At 58.4% G+C, this 23,424-nt stretch carries 15 protein-coding genes; 14 read left to right on the forward strand and 1 reads right to left on the reverse strand.

Annotated elements, in window-relative coordinates:
- Position 1: 1 nt before the first annotated feature.
- Positions 2-2,494 (reverse strand): DEAD/DEAH box helicase, encoded by a 2,493-nt coding sequence (locus ACOYW0_RS11635; protein WP_482418595.1) that lies wholly within the window; start codon positions 2,492-2,494, stop codon positions 2-4.
- Positions 2,495-2,884: 390 nt separating this feature from the next.
- Between ACOYW0_RS11635 and ACOYW0_RS11640 the strand changes: the two genes are divergently transcribed.
- The 14 genes from ACOYW0_RS11640 to ACOYW0_RS11705 all read left to right on the forward strand — a co-directional run bounded on the left by ACOYW0_RS11640 (position 2,885) and on the right by ACOYW0_RS11705 (position 23,422).
- Positions 2,885-4,264: a radical SAM protein gene (locus tag ACOYW0_RS11640; protein WP_482418596.1), complete on the forward strand. Its 1,380-nt coding sequence runs from the start codon at positions 2,885-2,887 to the stop codon at positions 4,262-4,264.
- 325 nt (positions 4,265-4,589) lie between these two features.
- Positions 4,590-5,513 (forward strand): 50S ribosomal protein L11 methyltransferase, encoded by a 924-nt coding sequence (prmA, locus tag ACOYW0_RS11645; protein ID WP_482418597.1) that lies wholly within the window; start codon positions 4,590-4,592, stop codon positions 5,511-5,513.
- A 580-nt stretch (positions 5,514-6,093) separates the two neighbouring features.
- A complete protein-coding gene (locus ACOYW0_RS11650) occupies positions 6,094-6,627 on the forward strand; it encodes a tetratricopeptide repeat protein (protein WP_482418598.1) in 534 nt (177 codons plus the stop codon).
- A 192-nt stretch (positions 6,628-6,819) separates the two neighbouring features.
- Positions 6,820-7,929 (forward strand): aspartate-semialdehyde dehydrogenase, encoded by a 1,110-nt coding sequence (gene asd / locus ACOYW0_RS11655; RefSeq protein ID WP_482418599.1) that lies wholly within the window; start codon positions 6,820-6,822, stop codon positions 7,927-7,929.
- Between the two features lie 310 nt (positions 7,930-8,239).
- Positions 8,240-8,467 carry a hypothetical protein gene (locus ACOYW0_RS11660; protein ID WP_482418600.1) on the forward strand — a complete coding sequence of 76 codons (228 nt, stop codon included), beginning with the start codon at positions 8,240-8,242 and terminating at the stop codon, positions 8,465-8,467.
- Positions 8,468-8,756: 289 nt separating this feature from the next.
- Positions 8,757-10,034: a group II intron reverse transcriptase/maturase gene (gene ltrA / locus ACOYW0_RS11665; RefSeq protein ID WP_482417693.1), complete on the forward strand. Its 1,278-nt coding sequence runs from the start codon at positions 8,757-8,759 to the stop codon at positions 10,032-10,034.
- Positions 10,035-10,293: 259 nt separating this feature from the next.
- Positions 10,294-10,740 (forward strand): hypothetical protein, encoded by a 447-nt coding sequence (locus ACOYW0_RS11670; RefSeq protein WP_482418601.1) that lies wholly within the window; start codon positions 10,294-10,296, stop codon positions 10,738-10,740.
- A 564-nt stretch (positions 10,741-11,304) separates the two neighbouring features.
- Complete coding sequence (locus tag ACOYW0_RS11675; RefSeq protein WP_482418602.1) at positions 11,305-12,435, forward strand: class II glutamine amidotransferase domain-containing protein; 1,131 nt, start codon at positions 11,305-11,307, stop codon at positions 12,433-12,435.
- Positions 12,399-14,036, forward strand: a complete 1,638-nt coding sequence (locus tag ACOYW0_RS11680; protein WP_482418603.1) for a glutamate synthase-related protein — start codon at positions 12,399-12,401, stop codon at positions 14,034-14,036. The genes ACOYW0_RS11675 and ACOYW0_RS11680 overlap by 37 nt, the downstream gene beginning before the upstream one ends.
- 5 nt (positions 14,037-14,041) lie before the next feature.
- On the forward strand, positions 14,042-16,384 hold the full coding sequence (locus tag ACOYW0_RS11685) for an FAD-dependent oxidoreductase (RefSeq protein WP_482418604.1): 2,343 nt from the start codon (positions 14,042-14,044) through the stop codon (positions 16,382-16,384).
- A gap of 286 nt (positions 16,385-16,670) precedes the next feature.
- Positions 16,671-17,807, forward strand: a complete 1,137-nt coding sequence (carA, locus tag ACOYW0_RS11690) for a glutamine-hydrolyzing carbamoyl-phosphate synthase small subunit (RefSeq protein ID WP_482418605.1) — start codon at positions 16,671-16,673, stop codon at positions 17,805-17,807.
- Positions 17,808-18,149: 342 nt separating this feature from the next.
- A complete protein-coding gene (gene carB / locus ACOYW0_RS11695; protein WP_482418606.1) occupies positions 18,150-21,362 on the forward strand; it encodes a carbamoyl-phosphate synthase large subunit in 3,213 nt (1,070 codons plus the stop codon).
- Positions 21,363-21,714: 352 nt separating this feature from the next.
- Positions 21,715-22,269: a cyclic nucleotide-binding domain-containing protein gene (locus ACOYW0_RS11700; RefSeq protein WP_180138258.1), complete on the forward strand. Its 555-nt coding sequence runs from the start codon at positions 21,715-21,717 to the stop codon at positions 22,267-22,269.
- Between the two features lie 145 nt (positions 22,270-22,414).
- Complete coding sequence (locus ACOYW0_RS11705) at positions 22,415-23,422, forward strand: radical SAM protein (protein ID WP_482418607.1); 1,008 nt, start codon at positions 22,415-22,417, stop codon at positions 23,420-23,422.
- Positions 23,423-23,424: the final 2 nt, after the last annotated feature.

The following is a 23,424-nucleotide window of genomic DNA, read 5'->3' on the forward strand; positions in this document are numbered from 1 at the left end:
TTTATCTGTCGGCGCGAGTCTTGCTCGTGTACCTGCCTCCCGAACGCTTGCGATACTTAGGTGCGTTGGGACGGCGGGTCTGGCGAACCGGTCGGGGGCTCTTCGGCTGACGCGAAGGGGCCGCTTCGGGTTCTTCTGCAGGGGCTGCTTCAGACTTTTCCACAGGAGCAGTCTCTGGCTCTTTTACAGGAGCAGCTTCGGGCTCTTCCACAGGAGCAGTCTCAGGCTCTTCTGCAGGAGCTGCCTCAGGTTCTTCTGCAGGAGCTGCCTCAGGTTCTTCCACAGGAGTCGCTTCGGGCTCTTCCGCAGGGGCCGCTTCGGGCTCTTCCGCAGGAGCCGCTTCGGGCTTTTCCACGGGAGCAGTCTCGGGCTCTTCTGCAGGAGCCGCTTCAGGCTCTTCCGCAGGAGCAGCTTCGGGCTCTTCTGCAGGAGTCGCTTCGGGCACTTCCACAGGAGCAGCTTCGGGCTCTTCTGCAGGAGTCGCCTCGGGTTCTTCCTCAGGAGCAGCTTCGGGCTCTTCTACAGGAGCCGTTTCAAGCTTTTCCGCAGGTGCCGCTTCAGGCTCGGGTTTGTCCGTAAGGGTTAACTCGGGCATGGCTACAGTGGAGGTCTCTGGGGTATCCGAGGTTCCTTCATCTTCCGGCGGCTCTTCCATGGCGATGGGATCGAGCCAGGGAGAGTGGGAGGCAGGGCCCTTGGCCTTGGCCGGGCTTTTTTTGGAACGGGGTGACCTTGATTTACGTGGCTCTCTGGGGGCGGACTCCTCACGGGGAGTCTCCTCTTTCTGGGCACTTTCAAGGTCGGGCTTCTGGGTATCGGCTTCCTGTGCCTTGGGCTCCTGACGTGAGGACTGAGGCTTTCGAGATCTCTGGCGCTGATTGCGTGAGGGAGACTTCACCTCCTGGATCAGTTCGTCAGCGGGGTACTCGCAGCTCAGCTTGTGGCCGAGGAGCTCCTCAATGGCCGGGATGTAGTAGGAGTCGTCCTCACAGGCAAAGCTTACTGAGGTTCCGGTGGCGCCTGCCCGGCCGGTACGTCCGATACGGTGGACATAGTGCTCGGGGTCCTGGGGCAGGTTGTAGTTGATGACGTGGCTGATTTCATCGATGTGGAGACCGCGGGCGGCCACATCCGTTGCCACGAGCACCTCGACCTTACCGGAGCGGAAATCCTCCAGGGCACGGATGCGCTTGTTCTGGGCCACTTCTCCGGAGAGCAGGTCGGCCTTGATTTTGAGTTTGTTGAGGCGCTCGGCAAGGTTTCGTGCCTGGTCCCTTCGGTTGGTGAAGACCAGGACCTTGGTGAGCTTTCTTAAGGTAATGAGGTTGTAGAGGAGGGGGAACTTCTCATCGGTGGTGACCAGGAAGATCTTCTGGTCCACGGATGCGGACTCCACGGTTTCAGGCTCGATCTCTGTGTGGTGGGGATCCCGGGTCCACTGCTCGGCCAGGCGCATCACATCACTGGAGTAGGTGGCGCTGAAAAAGAGGGTCTGGCGCTGCTCCTTGTGGGGCGTGGCGTAGACGATCTTGCGGATATCGGGGATGAAGCCCATGTCCAGCATACGGTCGGCTTCGTCGATGACCAGGATCTCCACGCGGGAGAGGTCCACCAGCCTCTGGTTCTTGAAGTCGATGAGGCGGCCCGGGGTGGCCACGATGATATCCACGGGACCGGCCATGCCTTTTTTCTGCTTGTCGTAACCGGTGCCCCCGAAGAGGGAGACGATGGTGTAGGGGGTGAATTTGCAGAGGGCCCGGGCATCTTTTTCGATCTGAAGGGCCAGCTCGCGGGTGGGGGCAAGGATCAGAGCACGGGGAAATCCGCGCTCGGGGCCGCCACGCATGGGGTGCTTTGCAATGTGGTTGATGATGGTGATGAGAAAGGCCGCGCTCTTTCCGGTACCGGTCTGTGCTTTGCCGATGGCGTCCCGGCCCTTCAGGGTTTCTGGCAGGCAGCCTGCCTGAATGGGGGTGGCGTACTGAAAGCCCAGGTCGGCAATGCCCTGCATGAGCTTGATGGGCAGATCAAGGTCGTGAAAACGGACCTCGCCTTCTTTTTCCGGAACCTGAAAATCTTCAAGCTTCCAGGCAGGCTTTTTGGGCTGCTTCTGAGCCCCGTTTCGTTTTGGGGCCTCTTTCTTGGGAGAGGCCTCCCGCTGGGGTCGCTGGCCCTGGGAGTTGCGGCCGTTCCGGTTTGGTGCTTTCTCTTCACGGGGTTTCTGGCCTTCGGAGGCGCGTTTGGCAGGGGCCTGCTTGGTTGTCTTGCCCTTGGAGCGCTGTCGGGAATCACCGCGTTTGGACTTGGCCGCGTCCTTGTTCTGGTCGGTGTTCTTCTTGTCCCGGGGCCGTCGTTTTCGTTCAGCCCGCTCTTTTTTTGCCTGTTCTTCCGCTTTTTTGCGTGAGAGTTCCGCGAACGGTATGGCCGACGAGTCGTCGTCCTTGCTCGATCCTGTGACAAATTCCGCTATGCGTTTAAATAGGTTTCGTATCAATCGTATTTCTTCCCAAATCGTTTCAGTTATGTTGCGTGTGATTGGTGATTGAGACCATGGCCACGGTGCGTAAAGTCAGGCGTACGTGTGGCTCGGGGAGTCGTGCCCTGATCGCTTTGGATGGCTCAGATTCCGATGAGGCCTTCGAAGAGCACATCCCTTTCGTCGATGGATGGATGCGGGTGCGGCCTGCCGGCATCACGATCCTTCGGTGGGGGGGATATCGGAGCGGTCATCCTGTGAAAAAAAGACGGTTTGACGCCCCGGTCCTTTGTGCTACAACCAGGGCATCCCGCTTTAGGATGTACCTTATATACAGGCAAGAGGCCCATTTAGGCAATATTTTTGATAAATCCTTTTAAATATAATAGATAACGGGAAACAATTCCAGTGGTAAGAGCGCATGGTAAAGAGAGGCTGGTGACCGCCCTGGTGGCAAATGAAAAAGGTGAAATCTTCGATCTGGAAGGTTACGCCGCCGTGGGACGATGCGGAGAGATGCTCATTCCCCTCACCGTGGGGGAGACCTTGTTCATGCCGGACGGTGGCGAGCTGATGCGGCTTCCCGACCGGTACGCCTTGGTCTGGAACATGGAAGAGGGCGTGGTAGAGACCCTCTCCCACAACCCGTACAATCCCGAAGAGCGCATTTTTCCGGTGGCGGCCTTCAACTCGCCGGGATACGTGAACACCGCCCAGGCCGCGGCTGTGGAAGAGGACGGCGCAGAGCCCCTGCCCCTTTTTTCCTATTGCGCCGTGGGGTGGTATGACGAGGGGTTTCGCACGGCCTCCTTCAGGGTGGATGCGGAAGAGCGCCAGGAGCTCCGCCTCATGCCCATCCCCAAGGTCAAGGATGGGGTGGAGGAGATGCGCGAGAGGTTTCCCGACAACCGCCTGTTCCGCCACCTGGAGCGCTGCGCCCTCTCTTACGGGTGCCCGGCTGCCAAGAACCTTTACATCGGTCGATGCGAAGCCCCGCTGCCCACCTCGCGTCAATGCAACGCCCGGTGCCTGGGGTGCATCTCCTTTCAGAGCGGCCCCTCCCTCTCCTCCTGCCAGGACCGCATCGATTTTACCCCCAGCCCCGAAGAGATCAGCCAGGTGGCCCTCACCCACTTTGAACGGGTACCCGACGGGGTGGTGAGCTTTGGCCAGGGATGCGAAGGGGACCCCTTGCTTGCCGCAGATGTGATTGAACCGGCCATTGCCCTGATCCGTGCTCAAAACACCACTGGGACCATCAACATGAACACCAACGGCAGCCTGCCCAAGGTGCTCGACCGCCTCTTTGCAGCAGGCCTGGACTCCATCCGGGTGAGCATGAACAGCGTGAGAAAAGAGATCTACAGCGCCTATTTCCGTCCCAATGGCTACTGCTTCGAGGATGTGGTGGAGAGCTTTGCCGTGGCAAAGGAGCACGGGGCCTACAAGGCCATCAACTACCTCAACGTGCCCGGAGTCACCGACTGCCTGGAGGAGGTGGAGGCCTTAAACGCATTTGTGGAGGCGTGCTCCGTGGACCTCATCCAGTGGCGCAACCTCAACTTTGACCCCTTAAGGTACTACACCCTGATGCAGGAAGCCGGTCCCGTGGGCCTGCCCGTGGGCATCCGGCGCATGATCATGAAGCTGGAAAAACGGTTTCCAAAGCTCAAACACGGCTACTTCAACCCCTCCCGCACGATGTACGACACCCGCCCCGGGGGCCGGAACGTGCCCAAAAAAGCCGTGGGCAAGGCAGCAAGCGGGTCCAAGAAAAAACGGAAGTAGCCATTTAGCTTAAAAAAGCCTCCGGCGGCCCTGCCGGGGGCCAAACTTTTAGAAAGTTTGACAAACAGGTCTTACCAACAACTTGGACCCGTCGAACGTTATGGATAAGCCGACTGTTTTAACCTATCGGACACACCTCGTAAGAGGGTAGATAAGAAATAAATAGTCGAATTGACCATGAATGCCCCAGCGCTTTTCCCCGAGGAACGAGGGGGAAAGCGCTGGGGCAACCAGCTTTCAAGGTGGCTCACCTTGCCGCCGGAGGCATCGCTTTTGGTTGTTTTCCAGGGGCCAAATCAGCAACACAGTTAAGGAGAATACCGCCATGGCATGGCTTGAGATACGCGTGACCTATACCCCGAAAGGGGACCTTCCGGCTGATGAGCTCATCGCCGATGAATTTACCGCAGTGGGGATCGGATCGGTTTCCGTTACCCTTCCGGATGTCGAGCCTGTGGAGGGGTGGGATCCCGGCGGATACAGCCAGGACACCGAATACGCTGTCACCGGCTACCTGACTGCAGACGGCACCGAGGGGGAGGCTGTTGCCGCCCTTGAAAAGCGTCTTGGTGCCCTGACAGAGCGAACGGGCATTGCCTGTGTTGTTACCACCGACACCATTCCCGACACGGACTGGAACGAGGCCTGGAAAGAGAACTTCAAGCCGGTGCACCTCACCGAGCGGTTTGTGGTGCGTCCCACCTGGGAGGCGTATGAGCCCGCCGAAGGCGAGAAGGTGATCTCCATCGATCCGGGCATGGCCTTCGGCACAGGCACCCATCCCACCACGCGACTGTGTGTGGAGATGATCGAGCACCACACCAAAGAGGGCATGACGGTCCTGGATGTGGGTACCGGATCCGGGATTCTTTTGGTGGCGGCCAGCCTGTGCGGGGCAAAAGAGGGGCTGGGGGTGGACAACGACCCCGTGGCTGTTGAGACCGCCGCCGAGAACCTTGCCCTCAACCAGGTGCCGGATTGTTTTTCGGTTATCTGCGCCGATCTCATCTCCCAGGCGGGAAAAGCCTATGACCTGGTGGTGGCCAATATCCTGGCCGAGGTGGTGGTGGAGCTTCTCGGTGACATCCACAAGGTGGTCCACGACGACTCCCTGGTGATCCTTTCCGGGATTCTGGATGAGAAGGGACCCATGGTGGAAGCCCGCCTCGATGAGACCGGGTTTGACCTGGTGGAGAGTCACCTTGAAGAGTCCTGGCTCGTGATGGTGGCAAAGAAAAAAGCATCGTAACGGTTCCGTTCAAAAAAAAGAAGCCCCCGGCTGCCGTGCCGGGGGCCATCCCCTTGCCTATTTTTCAAGCTGGGTTTGGCAACCTGGTTTTCTTTGTTGACGCCCCGCAACACTGCCTCGCCTTTTTCGTTTTTCGCCTTCGCCAGAACATTTTTTTACGCAAAGCTGAACGCGAAGGGGACCTTTTTTCAAAAAGCGTCCCGCCGGAGATATTCCGGTTAAAGCAAGGTGAATTTCACATGCCCATCATCATGTCACCAGCCAGCCCATTTCACCGGGACACGGCACCACAAGCGAAGGCAAAAAAGAGCACTCCCGCTCCTGGGGGCCATGCCTTAAAACAGCAGGCGTGTCAGGAATAGCTTGCCGTTTCTTGACGTTTTGTGTTTATCTATAAGATCTTTATCGTATGTACCTCGCCGCTGGGAAATGCTTCCTTGAGAATCGCCGACATCTTTCATGATGACCACGCAACGTATTGACCAAGCGATATGGCTTTGTCGATATCTGTGGGTGCTCTTCTGTATTCAAGGGGCGGCGACATGATGTGAACCGGATCAGTGAACGGATGGAATGAATCATGATGATATCTCGCAGGAATCGCAGGTGGGGGTGCATATGGCTGGCGGCCCTTCTGATTGCCGGTTGGTCTTCTGCCCTGTACGCCGGGCCCCTTTTTAACGAGGGGCGGACCCTGTACGGAAAGGAGCAATACAAAGAGGCCTCGAAGGCGCTTAAGCAGTCCCTGGAGGCCGAGGCCGAGAGCAATGAGTCGGCGACCCTGCTCCTGAGCGACTGCTACCTTCGACTCAAGAAACGCTGGAAGGCCGTCAGTGTGCTGAAAAAGGGGGCCGAACGCCACCCGGAGAGCTGGGAGATCCACTATCGTCTCGGCAACCTCCAGGAGGAGACCGGGGACTACTTCGGGGCCCTGTCCGCTTTTTATCAGGCATCTCAGTTGAAGCCCGATGACCTGCCCACCACCTTTCGGCTGGGCATGGCTTATGACGAAACAGCTCAGATGGAAAAAGCCCTTGAGGTATACCGGAAACTGCACAGAGCCGGGTCCCCCCTGGCCCCGAAGCTGCTGCGGATCATCCAGGGCATGGATTGACAAAGCCAAGAGTGGGGACCGTGTTCAGCTAAGCAGGTTTCATATTAATGCACTCGTTGAGGCGCACAATGCGGCTGCCTGGGCGATGTGACACCACACCGATCAGCTTCCGAGGCCCTGAAGGGGGGATGGAAACTGTCTGATGACCCAGGCTGATCGTTATTCAAACATATCGTAAGGAGCATGAAAATCATGGTGAAGGTAGGTATCGTCGGATGGAGAGGAATGGTCGGCTCGGTTCTCATGGAGAGAATGCGGTCGGAAAATGATTTTCAGGGCATCGACCCGGTCTTTTTTACCACCAGCCAGGCAGGCCAGAAGGGACCGGACATCGGAAAAGAGATCCCGGTGCTCCAGGACGGGTTTGATGTGGAGATCCTTAAAGGCATGGAGGTCATCGTCTCCTGCCAGGGCAGCGACTACACCAAAAAGGTACACCCCCAGCTCCGCGAGGGCGGATGGAACGGTGTCTGGATCGATGCGGCCTCTGCCCTGCGTATGTCCGAAAAAAGCATCATCGTCCTGGACCCCGTAAACCGTGAGGTCATCGACAAAGGGTTTGATGCAGGCATTCGGGACTTCATCGGCGGCAACTGCACGGTGAGCCTCATGCTCATGGCCCTGGGCGGCCTGTTTGAGGCGGGCCAGGTGGAGTGGCTCTCCACCATGACCTACCAGGCGGCCTCCGGTGCCGGCGCCAAAAACATGAAAGAGCTGGTCTCCCAGATGGGCGCCATCAACGAAGCGGCACAGCCCATCCTTGACGGCCCCGTGGCTGCTGTGGACTCTGCCGTGGCCGGTGCCATGCGGGGCGACGCCTTTCCCACGGACAACTTCGGTGCCCCCCTGGCCGGCAGCCTCATTCCCTGGATCGACAGCCCCATGGAGAACGGTCAGACCCGGGAAGAGTGGAAAGGGGTTTCCGAGACCAACAAGATCCTGGAAAACGAGACGCCCATTCCCATCGACGGTATCTGCGTGCGCATCGGTACCATGCGCTGCCACAGCCAGGCCATTACCGTCAAGCTTAAGGACGACCTGGAGATCGCCGAGGTGGAACGCCTGCTGGCATCAGCCAACGACTGGGTGAAGGTGGTCCCCAACACCAAGGAAGCCACCTTGAAAGACCTCACCCCCACGGCCGTCACCGGTACCCTCACCGTGCCCGTGGGCCGTATCCGAAAGATGAACCTCGGTCCCGGGGTCATCAGCCTCTTTACCGTGGGTGACCAGCTCCTCTGGGGAGCGGCCGAGCCCGTGCGCCGCATGCTGAATATTGCTGTGGAGAAGCTCTCCGCCTGATCCCTTTGCTTCCTGCGGGAAGCATCCCATAAAGAGATTTGTCAGTTGTAAAGAAAGCCCCCGGCATACCTGCCGGGGGCTTTTTTTGGTTTGCCCGGCAAAGCCGGCACTCCGTCTGCTTGAAAGAGAGCAGAGATACCCCGTCCGAGGGGAAATCAATCCTAATCGCAAGGGCGTTTCTGGTAACGGAAGGGTCTGAAGGAAGCGATAGGGAGTGAACGGTACATAGCGCAAGCGAACCTGATACGGCTCGTGCAGTGGGTAAGCCTGCCAAATAAGGCAATGCCCGATACTCGGACAGACTGCAAGAGTGATTGAGGATGGGATCGTTCACAGGGACCGGAAATTAACCGGGGAAGCCCTGCAGAGTTCTAAAAAAAAAAAAAAAAAGATATCACCCGACAAGAGGAGACTCAAGGAGGGGGAGATGCTTTGCAGGGTGGCAGATGAGCCCGTAGTAGTGATGAAATCTCAGCCTGAGAAGCCCGGTAACGGAGTGGAGGAGAAAACAGAGATGATCAGCAGCATGGACTGTTGAGGCTGCCGGAAAGCCAAAAGCGCCGACAGTTGCGAAGGGGTGAAGTTTAATCGAAAGCTTTGGAAGCAGAACGTGAAGATGAGCGGAGAACAAGCCGCCTGACGAGGCGGGCAAGTGGTAATGAAGTCCCCCTGGGAACAGGGCTCTTTAAGCAAACTGCTCTCATCGGAGTAAGCGACGCAGATGGCTGTACATTGCCGAATACGGATAGAAAGCAGGCAGGCGTTGCCGAAGACTCGAAACGCATCACCGGAACGATCTGACAGAAGAAGCGAAGCAAGAGGAAGAGATGGGAAAACGAGTCTGGTACAGCCTTTACGATCGGCTTCTTCATCAAGAGGCACTTACAGGGGCATTCAAAAAGGTGAAATCGGCGAATGGAGCTCCCGGGATAGACGGGCAGTCCTGCAAAGATTTTGCCTTGGAACTGGACACAAATATCCAATCTCTTCTGATGGAACTAAAGGGGAAGAGCTACCTGCCGTCTCCTGTGAAGCGAGTCGAAATCGACAAACCGGATGGCGGCATCAGGAAAATCGGTATCCCTACGGTTCGTGACCGAGTGGTCCAACAGGCGTTAAAGACCATACTGGAACCCATCTTCGACCCGGGCTTCCATCCATCGAGCTATGGGTACCGTCCCAGTCGAGGTGCGCAGGATGCCATCGCCAAAGCAACGATGTTCATGCGCGATTACAACCTGAAATGGGTTGTGGATATGGATTTGAGTAAGTGTTTTGACACGTTAGACCACGACCTGATTGTTCAGGCAGTTCGAGAGAAAGTAGCAGATCGCAGTATCCTGAATTTGATTCGAATGTTCCTGACAGGTGGAGTGTTAACCTCCGGCGAACTGGAACCGACAACCGTCGGTAGTCCGCAGGGTGGCGTCATCAGTCCACTGTTAGCCAATATTTATCTGGATAAGTTTGATCAGTATATGAGGCGACGGGGGCATCGAATCACACGTTATGCAGATGATATTGTCATCTTCAAAGCGAGCAAGGCAGGGGCAGAAAGAGCACGGGAAGTGGCAACGGGCTATCTCGAGGTGAAGCTAAAGCTGACGGTTAACCAGAAGAAGACTCATATAACGAGTCTGTGGAAGGGAGTACCGTATCTCGGGGTGGTTATCGGTTCGAGGTACACCCAGGTGAAACCCGAACGGAAGAAGGCCTTTAAAGAAAAAGTCCGGAAGTGCACCCGACGCAACACCCCAGTGAATCTTGCGAAAGTCATTTATGATCTGAATCCTATTCTTAGGGGCTTTGCCAACTACTTTAAAGTGGCAAACTGCAAGGGATGGTTCAGGGAGATGATGGGGTGGATACGAAGACGTCTGCGAGCAATCCAGATGAAGTTATGGAAGAAACCTCGAAAGCTTCACCGCAGACTCAGGCAACTGGGCTACACCGGTGAGTTCGAGAACATCCGGATGAGTTCGTGGCGAAATGCGGCATGCCAACTGAGCCACTGGGCTATATCGAATAAGTGGCTTGAAAAACTCGGACTGTTCCAGATGGACAAGATAGAGACGGGAGTGCTTCCCCAGCCAATGCTGGGATAAGGTTGGACAGGAGCCGTGTACGAGGCCCGTACGCACGGTTCTGTGAGAGGGATGAAGCAGAGCTGATCACTCTGCTTCACCCTACTCGATTTGCCGGGGGACAAGCGAAAGGGGGCACCCCTGCAAAAAGCCTTTTCATGGTCGTGCCTCCGGCGGCCAGGTGGGGGCACCTGGAAACCCTGTGGCGAATGCATGAAGGCTGCCATTCTGCATGCGTTATCGAGGCATTCGCGTGGGGTGTGACATGTGGCAACCGTGTTTGGAGGAGAAGCCTATTTTATTCTTCTGGAAACATGATGAAGGGTATTTTGGACTCCTTGATTTGAACCGGAATAACTCCGATGCCAAGGTGGGGAACTTGGAAACCCTGTGGCGAATACATGAAGGCTGCAATTCTGGAAGCGTTATCGAGGCATTCGCGTGGGGTGTGACATGTGGCAACTGTGTTTGGAGGAGAAGCCCATTTTATTCTTCTGGAAACATGATGAAGGGTATTTTGGATTTCCTTGATTTGAACCGGAATAACTCCGGCGTCAAGGTGGGGTACTTTGAAACCCTGTGGCACATGCATGGAGGCAGTCGTCATGGCCTTGAATATGGGGCCTTGGGCAGGTTATACGTGCCCGATCCGCAGCAGGGGAGTCCGGGAGTCAGGCCATTGATGGAATCTGATACTTTTGATATCACGCAAATATCGTCACTTTAACTGTTGCGAATGCGTTTTTTTCAGATTTGCTACCAAAAAATGGCGAAATCCCGAAAATTCGCCCGTCGCCGGCTTCGTAACGCGGAACAGGGCACGATGGCTGAATGGGTGTATTCTATATCTGGTATCTGATATATCTGTGTAATAAACTAAAATTATTGCTTTTCTTGTTCGAGTTCGGTAATAATACCGATTTACCACCCACGATGGACGGTTTCGGAAGGGCTTCCCAGCGATGGCTTTTGCGAAACCACGACCTGGTTTATCTCATGCATACCACCTTGCGGTGTTTCCCGAAAGGACGGCCAAGAGCCCGCCCCATAGGGAGTGGTGGCTTTGGATGTCTCCGTCTTGTGGCCCCGTTGGCCGCAGTAAAAAGGGAGATGCCCGGCAGAGAATAGGCCCCATGCCTCTGTCAGGCATGGAGGCAGCTAACCGATGTGGGACCAAGGGGGTTGTTTGAAAATCTTCGAGATCACTTTGCGCCGGCGGATGTCTCGCTGGCGTGAAATGATCTTTTCTCGTGTGAGATATGGATTCGCACCCGTGTAAGGAGAGACAAAGATGTGTCGTTTGTTTGCAATTACCAGCGAAGATCCCGTATCGCCCATGGTGGCCCTTGAGGCCCTGGATGTGATGCGGGAAGGCCATGACGGCTCCGGTGTCGGGCTCTTTTTAAGGGACCTCGGCGGACCGTTTGAAACCATGAAGGATGCGCCCATCCTCTCGGGGATCTTTACCGAGGCCGGGCTCCGTCGCCTTGACGTCAAGATGATGGAGAAGGGGTTTATCACCAAATACAAGATCTCCTTCAAACTCGACAAGACCCCCCCCGAAGGGGTGCCCAAGCGGGACGTATATCTCATCCGCGCCTATGAATACCCCGAGGAGTGGGAGGACTGGAGCTGGGAGAAAAAGCAGGAGGAGCTTACCCGCATCCGCCTGGAACTCCGCGCCATGGGTGAAGAGGAGAAAGACATGATCGTCTTCTCCTTCTGGCCCGATGTCATCATGATCAAAGAGATCGGCGATCCCCTGACTGTCGGACGCTACCTCAAGCTCGACGCCAACGACATCCAGGCCCGCATCATTATGGCCCAGGGACGCCAGAACACCAACTACGCCATCAACCTCTACGCGTGCCACCCCTTCTTTGTCCAGGGCTTCTCCACCATGACCAACGGGGAGAACACCGCCTTTATTCCCATCCGGGAATTTCTGCAGAAGAGGGGCTTTGAGGGGTACATGGGCTTCAACTCCGACTCCGAGGTGTTCACCCATATTCTGCACTACATGCAAAAAGAGCTGGGTCTGGGGCTGGAGTTCTACAAGCACATCATCACCCCCCTGGCAGGAGAAGCACTGGCTTCCCACGCCAACAGCGATCTGCTCACCCAGCTGAAGCACACCTGCAGGCGCCTGATCATCGACGGGCCCAACTGTGTCATCGGGAGCCTCCCGGACCACAGCCTGTTTATGGTGCAGGACAGAAAGAAGCTGCGCCCCGGGGTCATCGGGGGACGGCCCGGAATCTACGCCTACTCATCTGAGATTTGCGGCCTGGATTCAGCCATTCCCGACCGAGACAAGTCCAAAGATTTTCAACCCATGTATCTCGACACGGCCATTGTGGGTCCCGATCGTCAGGAGGTTCAGATATGTCGGCAAACGGAACGATTACACCTTCCTCATTAAGCATCAAGGATCTGCACTGGCAGATCGACTGGAACAAGGATGCCTGCACCCTCTGCGGCCAGTGCACGGCAGTCTGCCCTGTGAAGGCCCTTGAGCTGGGGGTCTTCCGCAAGCGGCACGTCGACGTCCCCATGGGGCTCAGCGGCAAGGTGGAAAACAAATTTTCCCTGTTCTACGGCATTCGTCAGAAGACCGAGCCCAAGCACGCCTGTATCGGGTGCGCCATGTGCTCCCAGGTCTGCCCCAACGACGCCATCCTTCCGAGGCGGAACGACGAAGCGGACAAGCAGCGCTACCACATCGACCAGGGCGGCCAGCCCCTGAAGCGGGGCGGTCGAAGGAAGGCCGAAGGCGCAGGGATCCTGGACCGCATCAAGTTCACCCGTATCTCCATGCTCACGGACCCGGCCCTGGATGCCGGACGCCACGAGTTTGATATCAAGACCCTTCTGGGCCGGGTGCTGCCTCCCAAGGAGCAGATCCAGCGCCAGATGAAGGGCGAGTGGGTTCCCCCGGTGCGGGAGATCTACCCGCTTGTCATCGGCGGCATGAGCTTCGGGGCTCTTTCCCCCACCATGTGGGAAGGACTCCAGATGGGGGTAGCTTATTTGAACGAAGAGCTTGGCATGCCCGTGCGCATCTGCACCGGTGAGGGCGGCTGTCCTCCGCGCCTGCTCCGCTCCGAGTTCCTGAAGTACGTCATTCTCCAGGTGGCCTCCGGCTACTTTGGTTGGGACGAGATCATCCACGCCATCCCGGAGATGAAGGTGGACCCCTGCGCCATTGAGATCAAGTACGGCCAGGGCGCCAAGCCCGGGGACGGCGGTCTTCTGATGTGGCACAAGGTCAATAAACTGATTGCAGCCATCCGAGGCGTCCCCACAGGGGTGAGCCTGCCCAGCCCGCCCACCCACCAGACCCAGTACTCCATTGAGGAGTCCGTGGCCAAGATGATCCAGTCCATGTCCATGGCCTGGGGATTCCGGGTGCCGGTGTATCCGAAGATCTCCGCGTCTTCCACCTCCCTGGCGGTCTTGAACAACCTCACCCGAAATCCCTACGCGGCTGGCCTTGCCATCGACGGGGAAGACGGGGGCACCGGGGCGGCGTACAACGTCTCCATGAACCACATGGGGCATCCCATCGCATCGAGCTTAAGGGACTGCTACAAGACCCTGGTGGAGATCGGCATGGAGAACGAATTGCCCCTGGCTGCCGGCGGCGGCATCGGCAAGAACGGGAACCTGGCGGCCAACGCGGCGTCTCTTATCATGCTGGGGGCCAGCATGGTGCAGACGGGCAAGTACATCATGCAGGCGGCGGCCGGGTGTATCGGCTCCGAAACCGACCGGTGCAATGTGTGCAACCTGGGCATCTGCCCCAAGGGGATCACCTCCCAGGACCCGAGGCTCTACCGAAGGCTCGATCCGGAGCATGTGGCCCAGCGCGTGGTGGACATGTATGTCTCCTTTGACACCGAGCTCAAGAAGATCATCGCACCCCTTGGCCGATCCACCTCCCTGCCCATCGGCATGTCCGATGCCCTGGGAATTGACGACCGCGACGCGGCAGAACGTCTCGATATCAAATACATGGTGTAACCGACATGAAGAGCAAGACGAAAATTACCATCCATGGAAAGGAAGAGGGAACCCGTATTGCGTCGCGCCTGCTGGAAGAGAAGATCCAGAAGGCCATCGCCAAGGGATACCGCCAGATAGAGGTGGATGCCTTAGGGCAGCACGGCATCGGCGGGCGCCTGCACGGCGCCGGCGATGAAAAGATTTCCGTCAGGATCACCGGTACCTGCGGCCAGCGGACCGGTTCCATGGGATTTCCCAATACAACCATTGAAATCATGGGGGCGGCCTCCGACGACATCGGCTGGCTTAACGCCGGGGCCGAGATCATCATCCACGGCAACGCCTCCAACGGTGCATGCAACGCCATGGCCCAGGGCCGGGTGTCCGTTGCCGGAAACATCGGTGCCCGCGGCATGACCATGACCAAGGAGAACCCCCGCTTTGAACCCCCCGAACTCTGGGTTCTGGGGTCGGCCGGGGACTACTTCGGCGAGTTCATGGCAGGCGGTACCGCCGTGGTCTGCGGCTGGAATCCCCAGAACGAAGAGAACGTCCTGGGTTACCGTCCCCTGGTGGGCATGGTGGGCGGGCGCGTCTTTTTCCGCGGTCCCATCAAAGGGTACAGCCAGGGCGATGCCCGCATGGCGCCCATCTCCGATGAGGCCTGGGAGTGGCTCTCCACCAACCTGAAGGCCTTTCTGACGCGCGTCGGGAAAGAGGACGCCTACACCAAACTGGCCCGTCGTGACGACTGGCAGCTCCTGGTGGCCCGGACCCCCCAGGAGAAGATGGGCAGCGCCACCCGGTCCATGGCATCCTTCCGCCATGAGGTGTGGGACAGCGAGCTGGGGGAGGGAGGGCTCATCGGAGACCTCACCGACCTGGACATGAGCCATATTCCCGTCATCACCACAGGGGAGCTCCGGCGCTTTGTGCCGGTGTGGGAGAACCAGAAGTACGTGGCGCCCTGCCAGGGGGCCTGCCCGTCGGGCATTCCCGTGCAGCAGCGCTGGGGCCTGGTGAGAAACGGCCTGGTGGACGAGGCCGTGGAGCTGGCCCTTCACTACACGCCCTTTCCCGCAACGGTGTGCGGCTACCTCTGCCCCAACCCCTGCATGGCGGCCTGTACCAAGCAGTCGGCCTTTATGCCCTCCATCGACATCAAGCAGCTGGGCAAGGCGAGCATTGCCGCCCAGGTGCCCAGCGTGCCCGAGGTCTCCGGCCGCAAGGTGGCCGTCATCGGCGGTGGTCCCGCAGGGGTCTCCGTGGCCTGGCAGCTGCGCATGGCCGGCCATGATCCCGTGGTCTACGACACCGCCCCCACCCTGGGCGGGAAGATCGCCTCGGTGATCCCCGAGAGCCGGATTCCCAAAGAGGTCCTGGACGCGGAATTGGCCCGCATCAGCGAGATCTTGCCCCACATTCACCTCCAGCAGCCCTTGACGGCTGTGGAGCTGGACCGCATGAAGGCGGACAACGACTTTATCGTGGTGGCGGCAGGGGCTCAGAAGCCGCGCATGCTCGACGTGCCCGGAAAAGAGCGCCTCGTCACCGGCAACGACTTTCTGGCCGACGCCAAGGAAGACAAGGCCAAGCCCGGCAAAAAGGTGGTGATCATCGGGGCGGGCAACTCCGCCTGTGACGCCGCCACCGAGGCTGTGCGCTGCGGGGCCGAAACGGTTACCCTCATCGACATCCAGGAACCCGCTGCCTTTGGCGAAGAGAAAGAGGCCGCGGAACAGGCCGGAGCCATCTTCAAGTGGCCCTGCTTCACCCGGGAGATCACGGACAAGGGCGTGCTGCTCACAGACGGAGAGCTTCTGGAAGCCGATACAGTGATCCTCTCCATCGGGGATGTGGCCGACGCGGAGTTTCTGCCCCGAAGCGTCACCATTGCCCAGAATGGTTACGTCTCCGTGGACGAGAGCTGTCAGACCACCGACCCCTCGATCTTTGCCATCGGCGATATCACGGGGCTGGGGCTCATCACCGACGCCATCGGCGCGGGCAGGCGGGCTGCAGAGACCATCGACGCCATCAGCAAGGGCAAGCGTCCGTCCGGACGGGACCCCCGGGAGGTGATCGCCAAAGACCGCATGAACCTGGCCTATTTCGACCCCAGGCTCTCCGTCTTTGAGGATCTCCAGACCTGCGGAACCGAATGTTCGTCATGTGGGAGTTGCAGAGACTGTGGTATCTGTGTTACCTTGTGCCCCAAAGAGGCGATTGAAAGACGCGAGACGGGGAATCCGAGCTCGCCTTTTGAGTATGTGGTGAAGACGGATCGCTGCATTGGCTGCGGATTTTGCGCCGATGCCTGCCCGTGCGGGATCTGGACCCTGATCACCAACACCCCCATGGGGTAAAACCGGTTTTACATCGGTTTCAAGGTGAGGGGATCGCCCTTTTATCTTCACCGACACAACAGCTGACAGTTTCCATTTGGTTTATTGCTATCCCGCTTTTTACCGCCTGCGTAAGAAGCGGGATAGTTGCGCGCGGACTCCGGTAAAGGAAAACACCCCTTCAAAGAGCCGTAATGACGATGGATCCACGTGATCCGTCTCACCATGATTCATGCATTATGGACGGGCCATGCAGGGCCGCCCTTTTGGTGTCCCGCATCGTTTGTCAAATAAGGAATCACCTTTCATGAAAGCACTGCTTGCCCTCGAAGACGGACGAATTTTTTCGTGCCGCAGCTTTACAGGTCCCGGCGAGGTGGGTGGAGAGGTTGTCTTCAACACCAGCATGACGGGGTATCAGGAAATTCTCACCGACCCCTCCTACCGTGGACAGATGGTCACCATGACCTATCCCCTCATTGGAAACTACGGCGTAAGCCGTGAGGACGTGGAGTCCTCCCGGATCCAGGCCTCCGCCCTCATCGTCCGCGAGTATCAGGACGATTACAGCAACTGGCGGGCCGACATGAGCCTGGCTGACTACCTCAAGGCAGCCAATGTCGTGGGCATCGATGAACTCGATACCCGGGCGCTGACCCTGCACCTGCGAACCCACGGTGCCAAGCGCGGCATCATCTCAACGGATGTGGCCAACCCCGAGGCCCTTGTGGAAAAAGCCAAGGCCCTGCCCTCCATGGAAGGGTGTGACCTGGCCAGCGGCGTCTCGACGGACAAGCCCTACCGCCTGGTCAACGACACCCCGGTCTTCATTCAGGAAGAGCTGGCAGAGGGTCTCTTTACCGCCCGAGGCGAGAAAAAAGCGGTGGTGGCCTTTGACTTCGGCATCAAGTTCAACATCATCCGCCTTCTGGAAGCCGCAGGCTGCGAGGTGATCGTGGTGCCCGCAAACACCACCGCCGAGACCGTCAAGGCCATGAACCCCGACGGAATCTTTCTCTCCAACGGCCCCGGCGACCCCGAGCCGGTGACCTACGCCGTGGAGACGGTGAAAGCCCTCATCGGGTACCGCCCCATTTTCGGCATCTGCCTCGGCCACCAGATCATGAGCCTGGCCCTGGGCGGAAAGACCTACAAGCTTAAGTTCGGTCACCGCGGCGGCAACCAGCCCGTGCAGAACATCGAAACATCCAAGGTGGAGATCACCAGCCAGAACCACGGATTTGCAGCCGACATGGACAGCCTGTCCGCAGCCGACGTGGAAGTGTCCCATGTGAACCTCAACGACCGCACCGTGGAAGGCTTGAGACACAAGGTTCACCCCGTGCTCAGTGTGCAGTACCATCCGGAGGCGTCTCCGGGGCCCAACGATGCCCAGTACTTGTTTGATGAGTTTGTTTCCATGATGGAACGTTTCACTGTTTAAGAACAGGGCACTTGTTGCCCTGTTTTTTTATGCCCGAAAGTTTGCCTCCGGCGGCCAGGGGATGATCCCCTGGACCCCAGGTTCGCGAATGCTCCCGACCTTCGTTTCTCAGGTCGATCACATTCGCTGACGGGCTTCGCCCGTGGTGGGGCTGAGGTGACTTGAATGAGGTCAAAATGCTTCCGGTCATGTTTAAACCTGTGCAGGTCAGGAAGACGAAGGCACCTCACGTGTTTATAACCTGTTTGTCAAACCCAGCTCATATACATTGGGCAAACGTTTGGCCCCCGGCAGGCTCGCCGGAGGCAACCATAACCGATAGATTAGTAGAGGCAAGGGATCATGCCAAAACGCACCGACATAAATAAGATATTGATCGTAGGCGCCGGGCCCATCATCATCAGCCAGGCGTGTGAATTTGATTACTCCGGGACCCAGGCGTGCAAGGCGCTGCGGGAAGAGGGGTACGAGGTGGTTCTGGTGAACTCCAACCCTGCCACCATCATGACCGATCCGGAGACGGCCGATCGCACCTACATTGAGCCGGTGACCCCGGAGACCCTGGCCAAGATCATTGAAAAGGAGCGGCCCGACGCCATCCTTCCCACCCTCGGGGGCCAGACCGGCCTCAACACCGCCATCGGCGTGGCCGAGATGGGCGTTCTGGATAAATTTGGTGTGGAGATGATCGGCGCGGACGTGGCCACCATCAAGAAGGCCGAGGACCGCGAGCTCTTCCGCAACGCCATGAACAAGATCGGCCTGAACATTCCCCGAAGCGGGTTTGCCACCACCATGGACGAGGTGAGGCAGGTTGCCGATGAGATCGGCTTTCCCATCATCGTTCGGCCCAGCTTTACCCTGGGCGGCACCGGCGGGGGCGTGGCCTACAACCCCGAGGAGCTGGAGGCCTTCTGCAAGGCAGGTCTTGAGGCGAGCCTCAACACCCAGGTGATGCTGGAGCAGTCCGTCCTCGGCTGGAAAGAGTACGAGCTGGAGGTGGTCAGGGACAAGGCGGACAACGTCGTGATCATCTGCTCCATCGAAAACCTGGACGCCATGGGGGTCCACACCGGGGACTCCATCACTGTTGCCCCGGCCCAGACCCTGTCGGACAAGGAGTACCAGAAGCTGCGTGACGCCTCCATCGCCATCCTGCGCGAGATCGGGGTGGACACAGGCGGCTCCAACGTTCAGTTTGCCGTGAACCCGGCAGACGGCGAGATCATCGTGGTGGAGATGAACCCCAGGGTCTCCCGAAGCTCGGCCCTGGCCTCCAAGGCCACCGGCTACCCCATCGCCAAGATTGCCGCCAAACTGGCTGTTGGCTACACCCTGGACGAACTCAAGAACGACATCACCGGCGAGACCCTGGCCTCCTTTGAGCCCAGCATCGACTACGTGGTGATGAAGGTGCCCCGCTGGACCTTCGAGAAGTTCCCCGAGACCGAAGACTACCTCACCACGGCCATGAAGTCCGTGGGCGAGACCATGAGCATTGGCCGTACCTTCACCGAGTCACTCCAGAAGGCGATCCGCTCCCTGGAGATCGGACGCTTCGGCCTGGGCAGCGACGGTCGCGAGGTGGAGGAGCTCTCCAAGACCGACATCGAGCACCACCTGGTGACCCCCAATTCCAAGCGCCTCTTCTACCTGCGCCAGGCCATGAAGGCGGGGATCTCCCTGGAAGCGATCCACGCCATGACCAAGGTGGACCCCTGGTTCCTCCACCAGATCAAGCGCATCAGCGACATGGAAGACGTGATCCGCGAGGCTGGCAAGAAGATGGACGCCGACCTTCTCAAACGCGCCAAGCGCAACGGCTTTTCCGATGTGCAGATCGGTGTGCTCAACGGTACGGACGAAGACTGGGTGCGTGCTCAGCGCTACGCCCTGGGCATCCGACCCGTCTACAAGCTGGTGGACACCTGTGCCGCCGAGTTCGAGGCTTCGACCCCTTACTACTACTCCACCTATGAAGAGGAGTGCGAGGCAAGGGTCACAGATAATAAGAAGGTGATGATCTTAGGGGGCGGGCCCAACCGCATCGGCCAGGGCATCGAGTTCGACTACTGCTGCGTCCACGCCTCCTTTGCCCTGCGCGAAGAGGGGGTGGAGTCCATCATGGTCAACTCCAACCCCGAGACCGTGAGCACCGACTACGACACCTCGGACAAGCTCTACTTCGAGCCCCTCACCAAAGAGGATGTCCTGCACATCGTGGAAAAGGAGAACCCCTACGGGGTCATCGTGCAGTTCGGGGGACAGACTCCCCTGAACCTGGCCCTGGGCCTCAAGGCCGCCGGGGTGCCCATCATCGGCACCCAGCCCGAGAGCATCCACCGCGCCGAAGACCGCGACGAGTTCCAGGCCATGCTCAAGAAGCTGAAACTCACCCAGCCCGAGAGCGGCATCGCCATGAACTACGAGGAATCCCTGGTGGAGGCACGCCGCATCGGCTACCCCGTCATGGTGCGTCCTTCTTACGTTCTGGGCGGCCGGGCCATGCGTGTGGTCTACTCCGAAGAGGATCTGGAAGGGTTTATCCGCGAAGCCATGGAGGCCTCACCGGGCCACCCCGTGCTCATCGACAAGTTCCTGGAAGATGCGGTGGAGCTTGATGTGGACGCCATCTCCGACGGAGAGAAGACCATCATTGCAGGGGTTATGCAGCACATCGAAGAGGCGGGGATCCACTCCGGCGACTCGGCCTGCGTGCTCCCGCCCATGAGCATTCCCAACCGCCTGCTCAACGAGATCCACGAAGCCACCCGCGCCATGGCCAAGGAGCTGGGCGTGGTGGGGCTGATGAACGTTCAGTACGCCATCAAGGACAACCGCCTCTACATCATCGAGGTCAACCCCAGGGCGTCCCGTACCGTTCCCTTTGTGAGCAAGGCCACGGGCATCCCCTTTGCCAAGCTGGCCACCAAGGTGATGCTGGGCAAGACCCTGGCCGAGGTTGGCCTGGAGAAGGAGTTCGTCCCCAGCCATATCTCGGTGAAAGAAGCGGTGATGCCCTTTGACCGGTTCCCCCATGTGGACACCCTGCTGGGTCCCGAGATGAAGTCCACGGGCGAGGTCATGGGCATCGGCGATGACTTCGGCATTGCCTACGCCAAGGCCCAGATCGCTGCCGGAGACGACCTGCCCACCGAGGGCACCGTCTTTATCAGCGTCAAGGAGGGGGACAAGGGCCAGATGCTGCCCACGGCCTCTCTGTTCAAGGCCCTTGGCTTTACCATCATGGCCACCAGCGGCACCTCGGACTTCCTCACCAAGAACGGGGTGGCCAACGTGCTGGTGAACAAGGTCTCGGTGGGACGCCCCCACGTGGTGGACGCCATCAAGAACAACGAGATTCAGCTGGTGATCAACACCCCGTCCGGCACGAGCGAGACCACCCATGACGGGTACAAGATCCGCAGGGCCGCCTTGAAGTTCAAGGTGCCCTTTGCCACGACCCTCACCGGTGCCATGGCCGTTGCCCGCGCCATTGCCCGCTTGAAAGAGGAGAGTTGCGCGGTGAAACCGCTCCAGGACTACCATAGCTAATCCCGCCCATTGAAAGGCGCGGCGTTGCCGCGCCTTTCACACTCCCCATCATTGACCCGGGCAGAAATGGTCCGGAAGGCTCTTCGCCTGTCCCCCGTATTTGGCTAGCTCACGGCAGGCCGCACACCATTTTTTCAGGAACCGGTCGAATTTATTTCGGCGAAGCCTGGAAGGGCTCACCAACGACCTGTTTGTCAAATGTTTTAAAAGTTTGGCCCCCGGAGACGTGTTTGAGCTGAATAGTGACAATTTTTATTGAATAATCTGCAAACAGGGATTAATTTGAAGTCTGTGTCGGATGTGCCGACGGGACCGCTGTGGATTTCTCTATGGAAAGGAGGCAGGAGGCTTCATGATTGAGACGCGATATCTCAAGGATAATATCCAGAATATCCAGAAACTCATGAGCATTCCGGCTTTGAAGAATTTCGAAACCCGTTACCTCGGAAAACTCCTGAAGCTGAGTAAAATCCGTGAGTACGAGGACGGTGAGAAGATCATCAAAGAAGGGGATCGGGATCCCTGGCTCTATTTTTTACTGGCCGGTTCTGTCCGTGTATCCAAAGAGGATGTGGAGATTACCCGGTTGACCAACATCGGGGAGTTGTTCGGGGAGATGCGCATCATCGACTCCCTGAAGCGATCCGCCACGGTGACGGCCGTGGGACGAACCACCTGCATCGCCGTCAACACCATGGCCGGGGAGAAGCTGGAAGGGGACGGGGCCGACCACGACGAACGCCTCGATTTTCTGTTGCTCCTCTACCGCATCTTTGCCGAGTACATGTCCATTCGCCTTCGGGCAACCAACGAGGAATTGATCAAGACCAAACAGGATCTTCAGCGCATCAGAGAAGAGAAAATGAACGTCATCATCAGGCGCCACATCGAAGGCTCCCAGCAATGATGGCCGACTGAGACAGCTCCGGGAAATACCAGGGAGTCACAACCCCATTTCTTCCTGTGCCGCGTTTTTTGTCCGTGTTCGGATCGGCAGATTGCCGTGGGGAGTCTTTTCCCCTGCCTGAAGGTCCGGATGAGAAGGACAAACAATGAGAAAGACCGTATCCTTTACCAAAGACGCCACCAACGTCTTTTTCCATATCCTGACGGCCTGCAACCTCTCCTGCCGCCACTGTTATATCAACCCCACCCAGCACGGAACCCAGACCCTGCCCATTGAGACCATCGAAGAGTGGCTGGCCCTGTTTGCCACACGCTCCAAGGAGGCCAATATCATCTTCCTCGGCGGGGAGCCCACCATGCATCCCGACCTTGCCCGGGCCGTGAAAAAAGCCAGGGCTTTGGGCTACGCCTCCATCACCATCGATACCAACGGCTACCTCTTTCACGACATCCTCGACAAGGTGACACCGGCCGAGGTGGACGCCCTCTCCTTCAGCCTGGACGGCGCCACCGCCGCCACCAATGACCCCATTCGGGGCAAAGGCTCCTGGGAGACCTGCATGGCGGGCATTCGAAAAGGGGTGGCCAAGGGCTTTTCCACCAGCCTGATCTACACGGTGAGCGGGGCCAACCTCCACGAGCTCGATCAGATGCCCGACCTTCTGGAAGAACTCGGGGTGAATCACTTTTTTATCCAGGTGCTGGGAATCCGAGGCAACTCAGCCCGGGAAGAGGCCGAAGAGGAAGGCCTCATGCGCGTCACCCGGGACAGCTGGATGGAGGTGGTCCCCAAGGTGGCCGAAGAGGTGGCCCGAAGGGGAATCAAGGTCACCTGGCCCAAGGTGTTCCTGGAGGAGGACGAGGCGTTTGAGTGCGCTGGGCATGTGGCCGACAACCTCTTTCTCTTTCCCAACGGCAGGGTCTACCGCTGCCCCCTGTGCGAAGATTTTCCCGTTCACTCCATGGTCATCGAAGACGGAAAGCTTAAGGACGCCCCCCGCATCAACGAGACCGATCTCTTTGATCTCTCCATTGCCGAGGGGTGCGTCATGAACCGGATCATCCAGCCCGGAAACATTGTATACAAAGAAAATGGGACCCCGGAGTGGCGCGTGGCGTGTTGCCTGCTCAAGGAGGAGATCACCCCGAAGTGAGT

Source organism: Desulfoluna sp. HI9BLuna (assembly GCF_056829775.1).

Excerpts from the sequence above, each read along its gene's own strand:
- prmA (WP_482418597.1), top strand. The coding sequence starts at position 4,590 with ATGGCATGGCTTGAGATACGCGTGACCTATACCCCGAAAGGGGACCTT.
- ACOYW0_RS11650 (WP_482418598.1), top strand. The coding sequence starts at position 6,094 with ATGATGATATCTCGCAGGAATCGCAGGTGGGGGTGCATATGGCTGGCG.
- asd (WP_482418599.1), top strand. The coding sequence starts at position 6,820 with ATGGTGAAGGTAGGTATCGTCGGATGGAGAGGAATGGTCGGCTCGGTT.
- ltrA (WP_482417693.1), top strand. The coding sequence starts at position 8,757 with ATGGGAAAACGAGTCTGGTACAGCCTTTACGATCGGCTTCTTCATCAA.
- ACOYW0_RS11675 (WP_482418602.1), top strand. The coding sequence starts at position 11,305 with ATGTGTCGTTTGTTTGCAATTACCAGCGAAGATCCCGTATCGCCCATG.
- ACOYW0_RS11680 (WP_482418603.1), top strand. The coding sequence starts at position 12,399 with ATGTCGGCAAACGGAACGATTACACCTTCCTCATTAAGCATCAAGGAT.
- ACOYW0_RS11685 (WP_482418604.1), top strand. The coding sequence starts at position 14,042 with ATGAAGAGCAAGACGAAAATTACCATCCATGGAAAGGAAGAGGGAACC.
- carA (WP_482418605.1), top strand. The coding sequence starts at position 16,671 with ATGAAAGCACTGCTTGCCCTCGAAGACGGACGAATTTTTTCGTGCCGC.
- carB (WP_482418606.1), top strand. The coding sequence starts at position 18,150 with ATGCCAAAACGCACCGACATAAATAAGATATTGATCGTAGGCGCCGGG.
- ACOYW0_RS11700 (WP_180138258.1), top strand. The coding sequence starts at position 21,715 with ATGATTGAGACGCGATATCTCAAGGATAATATCCAGAATATCCAGAAA.
- ACOYW0_RS11705 (WP_482418607.1), top strand. The coding sequence starts at position 22,415 with ATGAGAAAGACCGTATCCTTTACCAAAGACGCCACCAACGTCTTTTTC.